The organism is Agrobacterium sp. 22117 (assembly GCF_052045735.1).
Classification (GTDB): Bacteria; Pseudomonadota; Alphaproteobacteria; order Rhizobiales; family Rhizobiaceae; genus Agrobacterium; species Agrobacterium cavarae.
The window spans coordinates 324,930-340,402 of record NZ_JBQEPP010000002.1 but is presented as its reverse complement, the minus strand read 5'-3'; the positions used below and the strand labels follow the sequence as shown (position 1 = coordinate 340,402).

Sequence of the window (15,473 nt, the reverse complement as noted above, 5' to 3'; positions counted from 1 at the left end):
GCAAGAGCAGTTGCACGCTTTTCAGCCATAGGATGGGCACAATTATCCTACAAAAGCAAAATTCCGCTGCATAAACAGGGTCGCTTTCCGCAAAACAACGCAGTATAGATTTGCGGGTTTGAGGTAGGGGCGCCCCGGCGCCATGAGCAGGGAAGCAAGAAATGACGAATGTAGTCGTGGTCGGCTCGCAGTGGGGCGACGAAGGCAAGGGTAAGATTGTTGACTGGCTCTCCGAGCGCGCCGACGTGGTCGTGCGCTATCAGGGTGGGCACAATGCCGGTCATACGCTTGTCATTGATGGCGTCAGCTACAAGCTGTCCCTGCTTCCTTCCGGCGTCGTTCGTCCTGGCAAGCTTGCCGTCATCGGCAATGGCGTGGTGGTCGATCCTCACGCACTGATTGCGGAAATGGGCCGTCTGGAAGCCCAGGGCGTCAAGGTGACGGCTGAGAACCTGCGCATCGCCGACAATGCCACGCTCATCCTGTCTCTGCACCGCGAACTGGACGGCATGCGCGAAGACGCGGCTTCCAACAGTGGCACCAAGATCGGCACCACCCGCCGCGGCATTGGTCCTGCCTATGAAGACAAGGTCGGCCGTCGCGCCATCCGCGTCATGGATCTCGAAGACCGTGAGGCGCTGTCGGCCAAAGTCGACCGCATTCTGACCCATCACAATGCCCTTCGTCGCGGTTTCGGCGCTGCCGAAGTTGCGCATGAAACCATCATGGAAGAGCTGACATCGATTGCCGATCGCATTCTTCCCTTCAGCGAAACCGTCTGGCTGCTGCTCGACAAGAAGCGCCGCGCTGGTGCGCGCATCCTGTTCGAAGGCGCGCAAGGCTCGCTTCTCGATATCGACCACGGCACCTATCCCTATGTGACGTCGTCCAACACGGTGGCGGGTCAGGCGGCTGCCGGTTCGGGCATGGGCCCCGGCTCGCTCGGCTATATTCTGGGCATCACCAAGGCCTATACGACGCGCGTCGGCGAAGGCCCCTTCCCGACCGAACTGCACGACGAAATCGGCCAGTTCCTCGGCGAGAAGGGTCATGAATTCGGCACCGTTACGGGCCGCAAGCGCCGCTGCGGCTGGTTCGATGCGGCCTTGGTGCGCCAGTCGGTCGCCACCAACGGCATCACCGGCATTGCGCTCACCAAGCTCGATGTTCTCGATGGCCTGGACGAACTGAAAATCTGCGTCGGCTACAAGCTCGACGGCCAGGAAATCGATCACCTTCCGGCAAGCCAGGGCGCACAGGCCCGCGTCGAGCCGATCTACATCACGCTTGAGGGCTGGAAGGAATCGACCGTCGGTGCCCGCAAGTGGGCGGACCTGCCGGCCCAGGCGATCAAATATGTGCGTCAGGTCGAGGAACTGATCGGCGCGCCCGTGGCACTGCTGTCCACCAGCCCGGAGCGTGACGACACCATACTTGTGACTGACCCGTTTGAGGACTAATGTCCTCGGCGATCAAACTTCATAAACCATTTCGGGTCAGCGTGTTGCCGGTCCCGACGAGAAAGTGCTGATGGCGGATTTTGTAGCAGTCATTCGCAAGGCCGTGGATGGCTTGGCGAACAATACTCCCGAAAACCGGGCCAAGGTGTACGACAAGGCACGCAGCGCCGTCGTGCGCCAGCTTGAAAACATGAAGCCACGCCCGCCGGAAGAAATGCTCCAGCGGCAGATCATGAAGCTCGACACCGCGATTGCCGAGGTCGAGGGCGAGTATTCCGAAGCACTTCCCGCAGTGGAGGACGAAGACGAAGGCGCGGCCGCCGCTTACGCGGCGCCTGCGACCGAAGACGTGTCGTCGCCCTATTATGAAGAAAGCGTCGCACAGCAGCAGCGCTACGCCGATGACCATCGGGATGAGGCGGAACCCGCCCATCCAGATCAGCAGGCGGAGCCTGAGCAGCACGATACCTATGCTGCCCACCAAGATGTGGAACGGCACGAAGAGCGCGAGCCCGCCTATCAGGCTGAGCCGGCCGAAGAGCCGGCCTACCGTGCCGGGGAGACGGCAGAAGACACCGAGCGTTACGAGCGCCCGGCATTCGACGAGACGCCCGCGACGCACCAGGAGCCGGAGACCTATCGCCACGAGGCCCCGGCCTATGCTCATGAGCATGAGGACGAGCACCACGGTGTCGAAGCGCGTCATGAGCCCGTCGCCGAGGAAGACCACGCGCACCGCGACTGGGTCGGCCAGGACAGCCATCTCGAGCCCGCCCCGTGGGAGCGCGAAGAGACGACGGTCGGCGACCATGTAGCTGACGATCAGCTTCATGCCGCTTATCGCCACGACGAGGTTGCCCATGACGATTACCGTCATGAGGAGATCCGTCAGGATGACGACGCGCGCGAAGAACCGCGTCAGGCAGAACCCTTCAGCACCGAAACCGTGCTGCATGAGAACGCACCGCTTCCCTACACGGCAGGCTTCGACGGCCATTCCAATTACTATGGCAATGTCAGCGTAGAGCCGGAGAACCGTCCCGCTTCCGACGAGACGCATTATGCCGCCTTCGACGAGCATGACGCTCATCGCGATCAGCCGGAAACCACGCAAGCAACTGCCGCTGGCATGGCTGCGGCTCCGGTCGACGATTTCTCTTCGTATTTTCAGGACACGGCACTCGATCTGCCGCCGAAGTCTTCGCCATCCCTGCCCCGTGCAGATGAAGATCCTTTTGCGGCAAGCGCCAAGAAGGACGACAAGGAACGCACGCCCTGGGACGATCTCGAAGAACTGATCGGCTATGATGGCGGCGCAAACGAGCGCTCCGACAAGACGGCCGGCAATAATTTCGACAACGGCTTTACCGGCGCTGGCATTCCGGCCGCCGCCTATGCGACGAAGAAAAAGCCGAAGCGCAATTATGCCGGCATGGTTCTTGGCGTTGGCCTCCTGGTGCTGCTTGCAGGCGGTGGTTACGCCGCTTGGATGAACCGCGAGGCCCTGAACGACATGGTCGGCGGTCTGGTCAATTCGGCCAAGACGGGCACATCGACCGAGACACCATCCAACGGAACCTCGCAGACGGCATCGGCACCGGCCAATGGCCAAACACCGGCTGGCAATCAGCCAGCGGCCAACGGCCAGGCACCGGCCCAGGGCCAGGCGTCGACAGCGACGCCGGCAGCGACGCGTCCTGCCGATGACGGCTCCGTCACCGGCACGAAGTTCACCCAGCGGCTTCTCGCCGATGGTACGGAGAAGGACGAAGGCCCAGGCCCAGGCGCCAATGGCCAGCCTGTGACCGCAGAAGGCCAATCGGTCTATCAGCAGAACGAAGCGCCTTCGGCCCAGAACACAGCTGCCGCGGCACCTGCAGCCTCTGGCAACCAGCCCGCCGCACAGCAGACCGCAGCCCCGGCTGCCGCAGCAACCGGCGACCGCATGTTCCTTTACGAGGAAGTGCTTGGCCAGACGGTTCCGACAGCGATCGAAGGAACGGTCTCCTGGACGTTGCAGAACGAGAAGGACGAGGCTGGAAAGCCATCGCCTGAGGTTCAGGGCCAGATCACCATTCCCGGCCGTGGCCTCAGCGCACTCATCACCTTCAAGCGCAACACCGACCCGTCGCTTCCCGCAAGCCATCTGGTCGAGATCGTCTTCTCGGTCTCGCCCGGCTTCGAAGGCGGCGCCATCGACAGCGTCCAGCGCATCGCCATGAAGTCCACTGAACAGGACCGCGGCAACGCACTCATCGCCGTTCCTGCAAAGATCACCGACGATTTCCACATGATCGCGCTGAACGACTTCCCCGACGCACGCAAGACCAATCTGGAATTGCTCAGAACCCGCGACTGGATCGACATCCCGGTGTCCTACCGCAACGGTCGCCGGGCGCTTCTGACGCTTCAGAAGGGCGCTGACGGCAAGTCTGCATTTGAGACCGCGCTTCGCGAGTGGATGGCGGCATCGCCGACGCCCGCGCAGTAAGCAGGTCGGATAACTCAACCAAAACGAAAAGCCCCGGTGAAGATTTCACCGGGGCTTTTGCTTGGATAGTGTATTCGCCGAATGCCTACAGCATCGGCCCGAAAATCGGAATCGATTTTCGGAAAGCACGATGCGTAGATCAAAGAAGATAGAGCGTCCTTTGTGCGTCCAATAGGACGCACGGCGCTCTAACGCATGTCGCGCAAAAGTGTGCAGCGGTTTTGCGATAACGACATGCGACAAAACAAGGACTTAAAGCGTAGGGAGCGAATCTGAAAGATCGCGACACGCTTTAAACGTATCAGGCGTCCACGAGCCGGAGTGCCTTGGCAGCCTCTTCGGCTTGCTTCTGCACCGCGTCCTGCACCTTTTCAAAGGCGCGGACTTCGATCTGGCGAACGCGTTCGCGGCTGATGTCGAATTCGGTGGACAGCTCTTCGAGCGTTACCGGATCTTCCGCCAGACGGCGTGCCTCGAAGATGCGGCGTTCGCGATCGTTCAGAACGCCGAGTGCCTTGGAAAGCATGCGGCGGCGGGTTTCGAGCTCGTCCTGCTCGATCAGCACCGCTTCCTGGCTTTCCTGGTCGTCCACCAGCCAATCCTGCCACTGGCCGGATTCGCCCTCGGACGCCTTGATCGGCGCATTCAGCGAGGCGTCGCCGGACAGGCGGCGGTTCATCGAGATGACTTCTTCCTCGGACACCTGCAGCTTCGTCGCGATTTCCTTGACATGCTCGGCCTTCAGATCGCCGTCGTCGATCGCCTGCAGACGCCCTTTGAGACGACGCAGGTTGAAGAAGAGGCGCTTCTGGTTGGCGGTCGTGCCCATTTTGACCAGAGACCACGAGCGCAGGATATATTCCTGGATCGACGCCTTGATCCACCACATGGCATAGGTCGCAAGGCGAAAGCCGCGATCGGGATCGAACTTCTTCACCGCCTGCATCAGGCCGACATTGCCCTCGGACACGACTTCGCCGATCGGCAGACCGTAACCACGGTAACCCATGGCGATCTTGGCAACGAGGCGAAGGTGACTGGTCACGAGCTTATGGGCGGCATCTCTGTCGCCGTGCTCGGCATAACGCTTGCCGAGCATATATTCTTCCTGCGGTTCCAACATCGGGAACTTGCGAATTTCGTCTAGATATCGGTTCAGACCGGCTTCACCAGCCGTAATCGATGGCAAACTATTGCGGGCCATAAAGCACCCCCTTTATGTTTTTTCAGGCACGGTTCCCAAACCTAAGGCGAACCTTATCGCGGTTCATTTCCGACCCCGCTTCAAGCCATGTCTTAAATATGTATGCGGATGTCACGTTTCAAGGAAACGCGACACTCCCATAGCGACCAATAATACCTCATCACGGGACGTTGAAAAAACCGATCTCAGCGGAAATCGTTCCCAAAAAAATCATCATTGAAAAACGGCAGGGTGGCGCGCACCGTCAGGCGTTGCTTGCCGCTTAAGCCCGCAACGCTTCGGCCAGTTCTGCCATGTCGTCCGGCATATCCGTTTCGAACTCCATCACCTCGCCGGTACGCGGATGTTCGAAGACCAGCAGATAGGCATGCAGCGCCTGGCGCGGGAAGCGGTTGACGACGATCTTCGCCGGTTCCGGCAGAAGGTTCGCCTTGGTGCGGAAGGCCGCGCCATATTCGGGATCGCCGATCAGTGGATGGCCGATATGGGCCATGTGAACGCGGATCTGGTGGGTGCGCCCGGTCTCCAGCTGGCATTCCACCATGGAGGCGAGCGAGGTTGCATCCGGCTTTTCGTGATAGCGCTCCACCACCTCATAATGGGTTATGGCTTCCCGCGCATCATCGGCATCCTCGCGCTTGACGGCGCGTTTCGTTCGGTCGGTGCTGCGTCCCAAGGCGGCATCGATCGTACCGCGCAGGCTCTTCGGGCGGCCCCAGACAATCGCCTTATAGGCACGCTCCAGCGGGCCGGTGCGGCCGTGGTCGGCAAATTGTGCGGCCAGATGCCGGTGGGCATTGTCGTTCTTGGCGACCACCATCACACCGCTGGTTTCCTTGTCCAGCCGGTGAACGATGCCGGGGCGCTTGACGCCGCCGATGCCGGAGAGACTGTCGCCGCAATGATGGATCAGCGCGTTGACCAGCGTTCCCGTCCAGTTGCCGGCACCCGGATGCACCACGAGACCGGCGGGCTTGATCAGCACGATCAGGTCATCATCCTCATATTCCACCTCGAGTGGAATATCCTCACCCTTGGGTTCGGGATCTTCCGGCTCCGGCATGGTGATCTCGATGCGGTCGCCGACGCGGATCTTCTTCTTCGGCTCGGTGACGGCCACACCATTGACGAAGACGGCCCCCTGCTCGATCAGCGCCTTGAGGCGGCTGCGAGAAAGATCGCCCCCAACTTCGGCTGCCAGCCAGGAATCGAGGCGCCCTTCGGCATCATCGCCAGCAATCAGGACTTTCCTTGCGTCTTCGCCTTGTTTAAAGGGGTCGTTCATTCTTATTTTTCCGATCAATCCGAGACTTCCAAGGACCCCGATGACGCAGATCGAGCAAGACGAACAGGACGACAAGCCGCTAGACCCGGCCATGGAAAAAGTTCGCCGCAAGATGATCCGTTTGCAGATCGTGTCGGGCTTGGTGATGTTTATCAGCCTTATGGCCGTCTTCGGCGCGGTTGTCTACAAGGCGATGGGATCATCGAAAACCGCCACACCGGCGGCGAGCCAGTCCATGCAGGTGCCGTCCGATCAGCCGGTCTCGGCAACCGCAAGCCTGCCGCAGGGCTTCACCATCGAGAACGTCTCCTTCGCCAATGGCGACATGCTGTTCTATGGTCGCCTCGCCAACGGCACACGCAAGGCGCTGGTCTTCAATGTCCAGACACGCCGCTTCGTCGCAGACGTCACCATCGATGCTCAATGATCTGCCTGCCCTGCCGAATGGCGCGCGTCCCATTGCGATAGAGCGAGCGGACGATCCAAGGATCGCTGCCTTTCGCGACATCAAGGAACGCGACCTGACCGGCAGGCACGGCAAATTTATCGTCGAAGGCACGGTTGTGCTGCGCATGCTGGCGGCAGCCCACAAGACAGGCGGCGATTTCCGCGCCGAATGCATCCTGATCCTGAAAAATCGCCTCGCCGGCGTACTGGATATTCTCTCCGATTTTCCAGCAGACGTGCCGGTCTATGTCGCTGAGGCCGAGGTCCTGGACACCATCGTCGGCTTTCACTTGCACCGGGGCATATTGGCTTTGGGCGTGAGGGTGGGAAGCCGCGACAGAGCGCAGACGATTGCCAGCCTGCCGGAAGCCTCGCTGGTCGTCGCAGGCTGCGGCCTTTCCAACCACGACAATATGGGCGCCATGTTTCGCAACGCCGCAGCCTTCATGGCGGACGCGGTGTTTCTGGACTCCACCTCCTGTGATCCGCTCTATCGTAAGGCGCTGCGCGTCTCTGTCGGCTCGGTCCTCTCCGTCCCCTATCATCGCGGCGGAGACGCGCTTTCCATGCTGGAGGCACTGGCAAATGAAGGTTTCGAGATCTGGAGCCTCTCGCCAGCCGGCAAAACGGAAATCCGACATATCCCGCCCTCGCCCCGCATGGCGCTCGTGATTGGCACCGAAGGAGAGGGACTGCCGCCTGCCGTGCTCTCGCGCTTCCATTCGGCGCGCATCGCCCAATCGCCGCAGCTCGATAGCCTCAACGCTGGCACCGCATCCGGTCTCGCACTCTACCAGATGGCGTCGGCCATGGGCCGTATCTGAGCGGTTAACAGGTCCTTAACAGATCGCATTTGCATTAACCCTGTCTCAAAACCGAGCATTAAGATTTACGATTTACTAATGCGCGGAACGAAAGGTTTTCGCGATGCGTAGCGTTTTTGTCGCCCTTTTTCTTTTGATCGTTCTGGCAGGTTGTGCGACAGCCCCGTCGCAGATTACCAATGCCTGTGCCATTTTCGAACAGCGCAACGGCATGTTCAACAACTGGCGCAAGGATGCCGAGGCCGCACAACGCGAGTTCGGCGTGCCCGTGCCGGTGATGATGGCGACGATCTATACGGAATCGAGCTTCCAGCCCTATGCCCGCCCGCCGCGCACCAAGCTTCTCGGCTTCATCCCGTGGAAGCGTAAATCCACCGCCTATGGCTATGCCCAGGCGCTGGACGGTACGTGGGATCGTTACCGCCGCGAAACCGGTCGCTGGGGCGCCAGCCGCACCGACTTCACCGACGCCATTCATTTCGTCGGCTGGTATCACTCCACCAGCAACCGCCAGAACGGCATTGCGCTGAACGACCCCTACAACCTCTATCTCGCGTATTACTCCGGCCATGGCGGCTACGCCAATGGCGTGTGGCGCAACAACACCGCCATTCAAAAGGCGGCGCGGCGCTCGGCCAATATGGCGATCCGCTACGAAGCACAGCTTCGCCAATGCGGCTATTGACAAGCGGCTATTGAGAAATAGCCGCGGCTGAGCCGCAAATAGGCTTGGCCGCCGCTTCTCTTACGCCTCACATATAAGGCGTCAAAAACGTCCGCACCGCTTCGATTTCATTCGACCGAATCTCATGCCCGCCCGGATGCCATTCTTCCGTGACCTCTCCGCCTTGGGCTTTCAGATAGTCCGCAAAGGTCTTGGTCATCGGCACCGGGCAAATCGGGTCGCGCTCCCCGGCCGTGATCAGAACCCGACGTGTCTGCGGCGCAGGCGCCGCTTTCGGCTCGAACGGAATAAGCGGATGCATGAGCGCTGCCGCATCGAAGAGATCGGGGAATTCGATCAGGATATTGGCAAGGATATTCGCGCCATTGGAAAAGCCGAGCCCAACAACCTTGCCCGCCTGATGCGCGTCGCGGTGCGCCGTAACGAAATTGGCCATGCGGCGGGTCGCCCGGTCAAGGTCGTCAAGATCATAGACGCCTTCGGCCTTGCGGCGGAAGAATCGCGCCGCGCCATGTTCGGAAACATCACCTCGTGGCGAAATCACGCTTGCGCTTGGCAAAAGCCGTGAGGCGAAATCGAAGAACTGGTTCTCGTCGCCGCCCGTGCCGTGAAAGACAAAGAAAGCCGGCTGGCCGGGCGTGCCGGCGCGCAGCTTATGAATGTAACTGTCGATGCTCATCTCGTACTCCTCAAATCCTCTACGAGGCCGGCGTTTGAGCCAGCCTCGTTCCCCTGATGTTCAAGCCTTTAGCGAACCATCGAGCGGCTCGAGATGCTGCTCAAGGAAGGGCCGCAGATGCTGGTGCTGCTCGGGTAGTTGCAGCGTCTCACCCAGATGCGCGGTATCCTCATCGCGATCGAAGCCCGGCTCGTTGGTGGCGATCTCGAACAGCACCCCACCCGGCGTCCGGAAATAGATCGCCCAGAAGTAATCGCGGTCGATGACCGGCGTGACCTGATACCCCGTATCCATCAGCGCTTTGCGAACCTCCAACTGCTTTGCACGGTTTTCGACAGCAAAGGCGATGTGATGGACGGAACCGGCACCCAGACGCGCGCCGGAGATATTTGGCATCGTCTCGATATCGATCACATCGGCACCATTGCCACCGGGAATGCCAAGACGGACAACGCCATCCTGCCGGTCTACTTCCTGATAGCCCATGAACTTCAAAAGCTCCGCTGTCGCACCCTCATCGCGTAGGCGCAGCGACGCACCCTGGAAACCATGGATCGCCTGATCCTGGCCGACACCATTGCCAGTGAACTGCGCCCGGCTGTCATCCTTGACTTCCACCAGAGCAAAGCCATCGCCATCGGGGCCAGCAAAATGCAGGCGCTTGTTGCCAAAGGCTTCATCGCTCTTCAGCCCCTCGACATTCGCCTTGGAGAGGCGATCCTGCCAATAACCGAGCGACCCTTCTGGAATTGAAAATAGCGTGGTGCCGACTTCACCCGTACCCGGACGCCCGCGAGCAATATGCGGAAACGGAAAGTAGGTCATGACCGAGCCCGGCGAACCGACCTCATCACCATAATACAGGTGATAGACATCCGGCGCGTCGAAATTGACGGTCTGCTTGACCCGGCGCAGGCCCAGCGTATCGGTGAAGAAGCGGTTGTTGCCCGATGCACTCGCGGCCATGGAGGTGACGTGGTGCAGGCCCTTGATCTGGTTCAACATGATAAAACCCTTGTGCTTCGGCGGGGGCTTCACTCTGGAAGCAGGTGCCGTGTTTGATGGGCTGAAGATGGTGCAGATCGGCCCTGACGCATAGAGTGAACAATCAGAACGGATCGTTCTTTTTCCGAGAACAGTTCTGGGCTGTCAATCGTCACCAGCTTATCTGCAATTACGCAGATTCCTCGCTGACAGTTGTTTTCTCACTATATCTCAAGTCGCTGAAATACATGCGCAATTCTAAACGAAATTTAATTTGACTGTACTACCGGCACTTCTAGATTTCGCGTGTAAATTCCTCGGTTGGGACAACCACCATGAACAAAATCCTCCTTAAAATTTCTGCCGCAATATTGATTTCCACTGCAGTATCAAGCTGTGTCACCACGAATGCCGAAGGCATCAAGCAAACCACTTATACAAAGAACGCCCTCAGCGGCGAGCGCACCAAAATCGATTGGGCTGTCGCGGTGAAGGGAGATTGCAGCGCTCGCGTCATCCCGGAACTGCGCGTTCTGCAAGCCCCTCAACACGGCACCGTCGACATCGTCCACGAAAAGCTAGATGGAAAATTCCACGGGACCTATGCAAAATGCACCGGAAAAGACGTGCAAGGGGCCGCCGCTTATTACACCTCGAAAAAGGGGTTCACCGGCAGTGACAAGGTTGTGATCCGCAACTCATACAAGGACGGTGTGGTGCGAGATTCTGTCGCCGAGATCAACGTCGTCAAGTGATTGACGTTAAAGGCTGAGACCGCTCGGACGGTCGTGTTGGAACCCGCATGCGCTCATTCGGCGCTGCGGGTTTTTGCATGACTCCTGACGAGCAAAGCCCTTACACTTCGTCCGGCAACTGCCAGTCGATCGGGTCTCTTCCATGCGAGATGAGGAAGGCATTGGCCTTGGAGAAATGGTGGTTGCCGAAGAAGCCGTTATGGGCGGAAAGCGGCGATGGGTGGGCCGATTTCAGCACCAGATGTTTGCGCTGATCGACGAAGGACGCCTTCTTCTGGGCGTAAGCGCCCCAGAGCAGGAAGACGACATGATCGCACTGCTCGTTGACGGCGCGGATGACGGCGTCGGTGAACGTCTCCCAGCCTTTTCCCTGATGCGAGGCGGCCCGCGCCTGCTCCACCGTCAGGACGCTGTTGAGAAGCAGAACGCCCTGCTTGGCCCAGCTTTCCAGAAAGCCGTGCTTGACTGGGTGGACGCCGAGATCGCTCTGCAATTCCTTGTAGATATTGACGAGCGAGGGCGGAATGCGCACGCCGGGGCGCACGGAAAAGCAGAGACCATGCGCCTGGCCCGGACCATGATACGGGTCCTGCCCTAGGATCACGACCTTGACCTCGTTGAGCGGGGTCAGATCGAGCGCGCGAAAATACTCCGGCCCCTTGGGAAAGATCTGCTTGCCGGCGTCCTTTTCGGCCAGCAGAAAGCCTTTCAGCTTCTGCATATACTGGCTGTCGAATTCACCCGAAAGCGCCTGTTTCCAGCTCTCTTCGAGTTTTACGCCAGCCTCTGCCATGGTGAGCCGTCCCCTGTAAGCTTCTTACTTGAAGCGATTGCCGCGCTGCAGCACTTCGATCTTGTAGCCGTCCGGATCGCAGATGAAGAAATATTTGGCGAACGGCATGCCTTTGTAATCCGCCTCGATGATCTTGCCAACCGAAAGGCCGAGTTCGGAAAGGCGGGCATGCTCTGCATCCACATCGTCGACGCTGACGGCAAGATGGCCGTAGCCGTCACCCAGCGCATACGGCACCTCGCGGCCCTTGTTGACCGTCAGTTCCAGTTCGAAGTCGCCCTGGCTGTTGCTCAGATAAATCAACGTGAAGGTTTCGAATTCGAAGCGCTCGGCAACATCGAGATTGAAAGCCTGCTTGTAGAAATTCACCGAACGCGTCTCGTCCAGCACCCGGACCATCGAGTGGATCAGCTTGGCCATGGTGTTTTCCTTCTTCCTGTTAAAGCGTGTCGCGATCTTTCGGATTCGCGCCTCACGCTTCGAGTTTTTGTTTTGTCGCATGTCCTTATCGCAAAACCGCAACGCATATTGCGCGGACCATGCTGGGCCGGTTGTACCCCGGCATTTTGGCAGCCAGATAAAGCCGAAAGGCAGAGAGTTCAACCCCTTGGCTCGGAACGAGGGTCTGCCACGCTTTTTCTTTGTCAGGAATGGCACGCCCGTGTTACCGGCAGATATGCGCATTGTTTATCTCTGTCTTGGCTGTCTGATGGTCGCCACCGGTGTGGTCGGTGCGTTTTTGCCCGTGCTGCCGACGACGCCGTTTCTTCTGCTGGCGCTCTGGTGTTTTTCCAAATCGTCGCCGCGACTGGAGGCATGGCTGCTGAACCACCCACGCTTCGGCAAATCCTTGCGCAACTGGCGCGAACACGGCGCCATTCCGCGGCGCGCCAAGATCGCCGCAGTCTCTTTGATGACAATGAGTTATCTGTTTTACCTCATCATCATGGCCCCGTTGGCGCTTCATGCATTGATCGTCGCGGTGGTGATGATCGGCGCCGGAACCTTCGTCGTCACGCGGCCATCGCCGCCGAAGGACTGAACGAGCGGCCTAACGGTGCCGCGCCTGGGGCAGCACATAGGCGATGTGATCGGCCGGCAGACGCCCGACCGCGCCACCTACGCCATAGACCCGCGCAATGGTTTCGTCATTGATGGTCTCGAGCGCCGATCCGCACGCGGTGACGGTGCCACGGTGCATGACGATAAGTTGATCAGCAAACTCCGCCGCAAGATTGAGATCGTGGAGGATCGCCAGCACCGTGCCGCCAGCCGCAACAAAGTCTTTCGTTGTTTCCAGGACGGAAATCTGATGACCGAGATCGAGGCTGGAGGTCGGCTCGTCGAGAAGCAGCACACGGCTTTCGCCGTTCTCCACGGCAAGCGGCACCTGGGCAAGCGCACGGGCAAACTGCACCCGTTGCTGCTCTCCGCCAGACAGCATGTTGTAGGCCCGGCCCTCGAAGCCGCTCAAGCCCACTTTCGCAAGCGCGCGTCGTGCCTGTTCATCCGGGGTGCGCGACCCTTGCGCCACCGCACCCATCCGCACGATTTCAAGCGCGGTGAAGGGAAAGGCGAGTACCGTGCTCTGCGGCAGCACGGCGCGACGGCGCGCGAGTTGCACCGGAGAGAAAACCGAGAGGTCGACATTGCCATAGGCGACATGACCCTGATCGGGCGTCATCTCGCCGCACAACACCTTCATCAAGGTCGATTTTCCCGCACCATTGGGGCCGATGATGATGCTGAAAGTCCCAGGTGCAAGGCTGATCGACACGTCATCGATCAGATGCCGCTCTCCACGCGTGACGGTGACATTGCGCGCCGAAATCATGTCGTGCTCCTCAGACCGAGACCGTTCTTGCCAAGCAGCAGGAAGAGGAAGACCGGTGCACCGATCAGCGCCATGACCACCCCGATCGGCAATTCGGCAGGAGCGGCGACGGTGCGGGCAAAACTGTCCGCAAGCAGCAGAAGTGCCGCTCCGCCAATGGCCGAGGAGGGCAGCAGGAAACGATGCGACGAGCCGATGACGAGGCGCAGCAGGTGCGGCACGACAATGCCGACAAAGCCGATGGAGCCCGCCGCCGCGACACTTGCGCCACAGGCAGCGGCCACGACGACGATAACGATGCGCTTCAGCCGCTGCACCGGAATCCCCATGTGAAAAGCCGCGGCATCGCCAAGGATCAGCGCATCCAGCCCCTTGGAGACGAAGGGAATGCTGACAAGGATCGCCAGCACGAAGGGCAGCGTCGCCAGCACCTTGGTGGAGGTGGCGCCGCCAAGCGAGCCAAGGCTCCAGAAGGTGATGTCGCGTAGCGCCCGGTCGTCCGCCATGAAGATCATCAGGCCCGTCAGGGCACCGCTCAAGGCGGCCACCGCAATGCCGGCAAGGATCAGCACCGTGGTCGAGGTGGCGCCATTGCGCGTGGCAATAATGTAGAGAAGGAATGTGTTGATCAGCCCGCCGGCAAAGGCCATGACCGGCAGAAAGTGGACGCCGAGCAAGAGCGACAGCGGCGCAAGCAGCCCGCCGCCCAGCGCCAATGCCGCAACGGCAAAGAGGGCGGCACCCGAGGTCACGCCGACAAGGCCAGGGTCGGCCAGAGGATTGCGAAACAGCCCCTGCATCATCGCACCCGAAACGGCAAGGGCAGCACCGATCATCAGCCCAAGCCCGGTGCGCGGCAGGCGCACGGCCTCCAGAATGATGCGGTCACGCGCATCCATGCCCTCGGCACCGCCGGTAAAATAAAGCCAGAGTTCATGCAAGCCAACGCCTGTCGGGCCGCTTGCCAGCGACACGAGACAGGCGAGAAACAGGATGAGGCAGAGTGCGCCAAGCGTCACGACGCCCTTGCGGGAGCGATCTCCTGGCACCCTTCCCGCAGCCGCATTCATCGCAATCGCACTCACGGCTTGACGATCTCCGGATAGAGTTTGGACGCAAGCTCACGACCGGCAGCGGGCGTGCGCGGGCCAAAGCCGATCAGGTAAAGCCCGTCCATGCTGATCAGGGCTTTTGCGGCAGCAGCGGGTGTGGACTGGAAGGCGGGCAGTGCAAAGACCTCGTCGGGCTTCGCCGCGTGATCGCCACGCTGCATGGTGAGAATGACATCGGGTGCTGCGGCAATCACCGCTTCGTCCGTCAGCGGCTTGTAGCCGGTAATCTCGGGCGCGGCATTGACGCCGCCTGCAAGCTCGATGATCGCAGCCGCTTCGGTATCCTTGCCCGCCGCCATGATGCGGCCTCCGGCCATGGACAACACGAAGAGAACCCGCTTTTTCTTGTCGCCGACGGTGGCGACATCCTTGGAGAGAGCAGCAAGCTCAGCATCGACCTTGTCGGCCAGCACCTTCGCTTTATCGTCCAGACCGACCGCCGCCCCAACGTCTTCAATCTTCTTGGCGATTGCCCTGGCATCCGGCGGGGTATCGATCGTCACCATCGGCACTTCACTGGCTTTCAGGATGCCGATCACGTCCGGCGGCCCGGCACCGTCTTCGGAAAGGATGAGGTCCGGCTTCTGCGCCAGAACGCCTTCGGAGGAGAGCGCACGCATGTAGCCGACGTCCGGCTTTTGCATGGCCTCGGCAGGATAGGTGCTGGTGGAATCGCGCGCAATCACGCGCTCGCCCGCACCCAGTGCATAAAGGATTTCCGTGATCGTACCGCCGACGGCAACGATCCGCTTCGCCTCAGGATTGCCCTTGTCCGAGGCGGCGGCGTGCAACGGCACGAGCGCGGCGAGCGCTGGCAAAACAACACCAAAGAGAGCGGAACGCGTGAAAACCGGCATGTCATAACCCTGCTATCGAACGGTGCGGCAGGCGTGCCGCCTATAAGTTGAGTTATTTACACA

Annotated in this window: 16 protein-coding genes; 7 read left to right on the top strand and 9 right to left on the bottom strand. The window is 60.2% G+C overall.

The genetic code is table 11. The features are described from left to right. Positions 1-161: 161 nt before the first annotated feature. Positions 162-1,460, top strand: coding sequence for an adenylosuccinate synthase (locus tag ACTJKV_RS06040; protein WP_062425131.1), 1,299 nt, complete (start codon positions 162-164; stop codon positions 1,458-1,460). A 70-nt stretch (positions 1,461-1,530) separates the two neighbouring features. Next, entirely contained in the window at positions 1,531-3,951 is a 2,421-nt protein-coding gene (locus ACTJKV_RS06035; RefSeq protein ID WP_274101878.1) for a hypothetical protein, read from the top strand. A gap of 301 nt (positions 3,952-4,252) precedes the next feature. Here ACTJKV_RS06035 and rpoH read toward each other — a convergent pair whose 3' ends face one another. Together rpoH and ACTJKV_RS06025 are read right to left on the bottom strand one after the other, a co-directional pair. Next, on the bottom strand, positions 4,253-5,155 hold the full coding sequence (gene rpoH / locus ACTJKV_RS06030) for an RNA polymerase sigma factor RpoH (protein WP_062425133.1): 903 nt from the start codon (positions 5,153-5,155) through the stop codon (positions 4,253-4,255). 262 nt (positions 5,156-5,417) lie between these two features. Then, positions 5,418-6,440 (bottom strand): RluA family pseudouridine synthase, encoded by a 1,023-nt coding sequence (locus tag ACTJKV_RS06025; protein WP_111850335.1) that lies wholly within the window; start codon positions 6,438-6,440, stop codon positions 5,418-5,420. Positions 6,441-6,480: 40 nt separating this feature from the next. Here ACTJKV_RS06025 and ACTJKV_RS06020 point away from each other — a divergent pair, with 40 nt between their 5' ends. The 3 genes from ACTJKV_RS06020 to ACTJKV_RS06010 all read left to right on the top strand — a co-directional run bounded on the left by ACTJKV_RS06020 (position 6,481) and on the right by ACTJKV_RS06010 (position 8,396). Next, on the top strand, positions 6,481-6,867 hold the full coding sequence (locus ACTJKV_RS06020) for a hypothetical protein (protein WP_274101877.1): 387 nt from the start codon (positions 6,481-6,483) through the stop codon (positions 6,865-6,867). Continuing rightward, positions 6,857-7,711, top strand: a complete 855-nt coding sequence (locus ACTJKV_RS06015; protein ID WP_274102259.1) for a TrmH family RNA methyltransferase — start codon at positions 6,857-6,859, stop codon at positions 7,709-7,711. The genes ACTJKV_RS06020 and ACTJKV_RS06015 overlap by 11 nt, the downstream gene beginning before the upstream one ends. 103 nt (positions 7,712-7,814) lie before the next feature. Continuing rightward, entirely contained in the window at positions 7,815-8,396 is a 582-nt protein-coding gene (locus ACTJKV_RS06010; protein WP_062598816.1) for a transglycosylase SLT domain-containing protein, read from the top strand. A 67-nt stretch (positions 8,397-8,463) separates the two neighbouring features. On the opposite strand, the gene ACTJKV_RS06005 is transcribed toward ACTJKV_RS06010, so the two are convergent. Both ACTJKV_RS06005 and ACTJKV_RS06000 read right to left on the bottom strand, forming a co-directional pair. Beyond that, on the bottom strand, positions 8,464-9,075 hold the full coding sequence (locus tag ACTJKV_RS06005) for an alpha/beta hydrolase (protein ID WP_274101876.1): 612 nt from the start codon (positions 9,073-9,075) through the stop codon (positions 8,464-8,466). A 60-nt stretch (positions 9,076-9,135) separates the two neighbouring features. Continuing rightward, on the bottom strand, positions 9,136-10,080 hold the full coding sequence (locus ACTJKV_RS06000) for a VOC family protein (protein WP_274101875.1): 945 nt from the start codon (positions 10,078-10,080) through the stop codon (positions 9,136-9,138). A gap of 314 nt (positions 10,081-10,394) precedes the next feature. On the opposite strand from ACTJKV_RS06000, the gene ACTJKV_RS05995 reads away from it, so the two are divergent. Continuing rightward, positions 10,395-10,814 carry a hypothetical protein gene (locus tag ACTJKV_RS05995; RefSeq protein WP_274101874.1) on the top strand — a complete coding sequence of 140 codons (420 nt, stop codon included), beginning with the start codon at positions 10,395-10,397 and terminating at the stop codon, positions 10,812-10,814. A gap of 100 nt (positions 10,815-10,914) precedes the next feature. Here the strand turns inward: ACTJKV_RS05995 and ung are convergent, their stop codons facing one another. After that, positions 10,915-11,607: a uracil-DNA glycosylase gene (gene ung, locus ACTJKV_RS05990; protein WP_274101873.1), complete on the bottom strand. Its 693-nt coding sequence runs from the start codon at positions 11,605-11,607 to the stop codon at positions 10,915-10,917. Positions 11,608-11,631: 24 nt separating this feature from the next. Further along, positions 11,632-12,027 (bottom strand): VOC family protein, encoded by a 396-nt coding sequence (locus tag ACTJKV_RS05985; RefSeq protein ID WP_062598821.1) that lies wholly within the window; start codon positions 12,025-12,027, stop codon positions 11,632-11,634. 256 nt (positions 12,028-12,283) lie between these two features. Between ACTJKV_RS05985 and ACTJKV_RS05980 the strand changes: the two genes are divergently transcribed. Next, a complete protein-coding gene (locus tag ACTJKV_RS05980) occupies positions 12,284-12,649 on the top strand; it encodes a YbaN family protein (RefSeq protein ID WP_113180712.1) in 366 nt (121 codons plus the stop codon). A gap of 9 nt (positions 12,650-12,658) precedes the next feature. Here ACTJKV_RS05980 and ACTJKV_RS05975 read toward each other — a convergent pair whose 3' ends face one another. The 3 genes from ACTJKV_RS05975 to ACTJKV_RS05965 are packed head-to-tail and all read right to left on the bottom strand — an operon-like array spanning position 12,659 to position 15,410. After that, on the bottom strand, positions 12,659-13,441 hold the full coding sequence (locus ACTJKV_RS05975) for a heme ABC transporter ATP-binding protein (RefSeq protein ID WP_274101872.1): 783 nt from the start codon (positions 13,439-13,441) through the stop codon (positions 12,659-12,661). After that, the gene (locus ACTJKV_RS05970; RefSeq protein ID WP_440598600.1) at positions 13,438-14,511 is read right to left on the bottom strand and encodes a FecCD family ABC transporter permease; all 1,074 of its coding nucleotides are present in this window, start codon (positions 14,509-14,511) and stop codon (positions 13,438-13,440) included. Before ACTJKV_RS05970 ends, ACTJKV_RS05975 begins: the two co-directional genes overlap by 4 nt. Before the next feature lie 11 nt (positions 14,512-14,522). After that, entirely contained in the window at positions 14,523-15,410 is an 888-nt protein-coding gene (locus ACTJKV_RS05965) for a heme/hemin ABC transporter substrate-binding protein (protein ID WP_274101869.1), read from the bottom strand. Positions 15,411-15,473 lie beyond the last annotated feature (63 nt).

What these genes read in the sequence shown, in the direction of transcription:
- ACTJKV_RS06040 (WP_062425131.1), top strand. Translation starts at nt 162, where the DNA reads ATGACGAATGTAGTCGTGGTCGGCTCGCAGTGGGGCGACGAAGGCAAG.
- ACTJKV_RS06035 (WP_274101878.1), top strand. Translation starts at nt 1,531, where the DNA reads ATGGCGGATTTTGTAGCAGTCATTCGCAAGGCCGTGGATGGCTTGGCG.
- rpoH (WP_062425133.1), bottom strand. Translation starts at nt 5,155, where the DNA reads ATGGCCCGCAATAGTTTGCCATCGATTACGGCTGGTGAAGCCGGTCTG.
- ACTJKV_RS06025 (WP_111850335.1), bottom strand. Translation starts at nt 6,440, where the DNA reads ATGAACGACCCCTTTAAACAAGGCGAAGACGCAAGGAAAGTCCTGATT.
- ACTJKV_RS06020 (WP_274101877.1), top strand. Translation starts at nt 6,481, where the DNA reads ATGACGCAGATCGAGCAAGACGAACAGGACGACAAGCCGCTAGACCCG.
- ACTJKV_RS06015 (WP_274102259.1), top strand. Translation starts at nt 6,857, where the DNA reads ATGCTCAATGATCTGCCTGCCCTGCCGAATGGCGCGCGTCCCATTGCG.
- ACTJKV_RS06010 (WP_062598816.1), top strand. Translation starts at nt 7,815, where the DNA reads ATGCGTAGCGTTTTTGTCGCCCTTTTTCTTTTGATCGTTCTGGCAGGT.
- ACTJKV_RS06005 (WP_274101876.1), bottom strand. Translation starts at nt 9,075, where the DNA reads ATGAGCATCGACAGTTACATTCATAAGCTGCGCGCCGGCACGCCCGGC.
- ACTJKV_RS06000 (WP_274101875.1), bottom strand. Translation starts at nt 10,080, where the DNA reads ATGTTGAACCAGATCAAGGGCCTGCACCACGTCACCTCCATGGCCGCG.
- ACTJKV_RS05995 (WP_274101874.1), top strand. Translation starts at nt 10,395, where the DNA reads ATGAACAAAATCCTCCTTAAAATTTCTGCCGCAATATTGATTTCCACT.
- ung (WP_274101873.1), bottom strand. Translation starts at nt 11,607, where the DNA reads ATGGCAGAGGCTGGCGTAAAACTCGAAGAGAGCTGGAAACAGGCGCTT.
- ACTJKV_RS05985 (WP_062598821.1), bottom strand. Translation starts at nt 12,027, where the DNA reads ATGGCCAAGCTGATCCACTCGATGGTCCGGGTGCTGGACGAGACGCGT.
- ACTJKV_RS05980 (WP_113180712.1), top strand. Translation starts at nt 12,284, where the DNA reads ATGCGCATTGTTTATCTCTGTCTTGGCTGTCTGATGGTCGCCACCGGT.
- ACTJKV_RS05975 (WP_274101872.1), bottom strand. Translation starts at nt 13,441, where the DNA reads ATGATTTCGGCGCGCAATGTCACCGTCACGCGTGGAGAGCGGCATCTG.
- ACTJKV_RS05970 (WP_440598600.1), bottom strand. Translation starts at nt 14,511, where the DNA reads ATGAATGCGGCTGCGGGAAGGGTGCCAGGAGATCGCTCCCGCAAGGGC.
- ACTJKV_RS05965 (WP_274101869.1), bottom strand. Translation starts at nt 15,410, where the DNA reads ATGCCGGTTTTCACGCGTTCCGCTCTCTTTGGTGTTGTTTTGCCAGCG.